This is a genomic window from Aquabacterium soli (assembly GCF_003933735.1).
GTDB classification, from domain to species: domain Bacteria; phylum Pseudomonadota; class Gammaproteobacteria; order Burkholderiales; family Burkholderiaceae_C; genus Aquabacterium; species Aquabacterium soli.
In genome coordinates this window covers 1-1,047 of the sequence record NZ_RSED01000058.1, presented here as the reverse complement: position 1 = coordinate 1,047, position 1,047 = coordinate 1, and the positions used below count along the sequence as shown (strand labels likewise).

Here is a 1,047-nt window from a genome sequence, read left to right as displayed (position 1 = left end):
CGTAGTCGCTTTTCACCATCTCGGCCACCAGTTCAGGCAGCGAGATCTTGGGCGTCCAGCCCAGCTTCTCGCGGGCCTTGGTAGGATCGCCCAGCAGTGTCTCGACCTCGGTGGGGCGGTAGTAGCGCGGGTCCACCCGCACGATCACATCGCCCACCTTGCACTTGGCCAGCAGTTCGCCGTTGACCGGCTCGACCTTGACGACCTTGCCCACCTCTTGCTCGGCCTCGCCCTCGAAGGCCAGCGTCACGCCCAGCTCCTTGGCAGAGAATTCCACGAACTGGCGCACGCTGAACTGCACGCCGGTGGCGATCACGAAGTCCTCGGCCTGCTGCTGCTGCAGCATCAGCCACTGCATCTCGACGTAGTCCTTGGCGTGGCCCCAGTCGCGCAGGGCGCTCATGTTGCCCAGGTACAGGCACTCTTGCAAACCCAGCGCGATGCGGCTGATGGCGCGGGTGATCTTGCGTGTGACGAAGGTCTCGCCGCGCACCGGGCTTTCGTGGTTGAACAGCACACCGTTGCAGGCGTACATGCCGTAGGCCTCACGGTAGTTCACCGTGATCCAGTAGGCGTACATCTTGGCCACGGCATACGGGCTGCGGGGGTAGAAGGGGGTGGTTTCCTTCTGGGGTATCTCTTGCACCAGGCCGTACAGCTCGGAGGTGGAGGCCTGGTAGAAGCGCGTCTTCTTCTCCAGCCCCAGGATGCGGATGGCCTCCAGAAGGCGCAGCGCGCCGATGCCGTCGGCGTTGGCCGTGTACTCGGGCTCTTCGAAGCTCACGCCCACATGGCTTTGTGCCGCCAGGTTGTACAACTCGTCGGGCTGCACCTTCTGCACAATGCGCACCAGGCTGGTGCTGTCGGTCAGATCGCCGTAGTGCAGGATGAAGTTGCGGTTATCGACGTGCGGATCCTGGTACAGGTGATCAATGCGATCGGTGTTGAACAGCGACGACCGGCGCTTGATGCCGTGTACCTCGTAGCCCTTGTTCAGCAGAAACTCGGCCAGGTAGGCGCCATCCTGGCCGGTCACGCCGGTGATCA

Annotated in this window: 1 protein-coding gene; it reads right to left on the bottom strand. The window is 63.1% G+C overall.

What is annotated here, in order from left to right; translation table 11 throughout:
- On the bottom strand, positions 1 to 1,045 hold a 1,045-nt coding region (gene gmd, locus EIP75_RS23775; RefSeq protein WP_233585026.1), incomplete at its 3' end, for a GDP-mannose 4,6-dehydratase.
- Between the last annotated feature and the right edge of the window lie 2 nt (positions 1,046 to 1,047).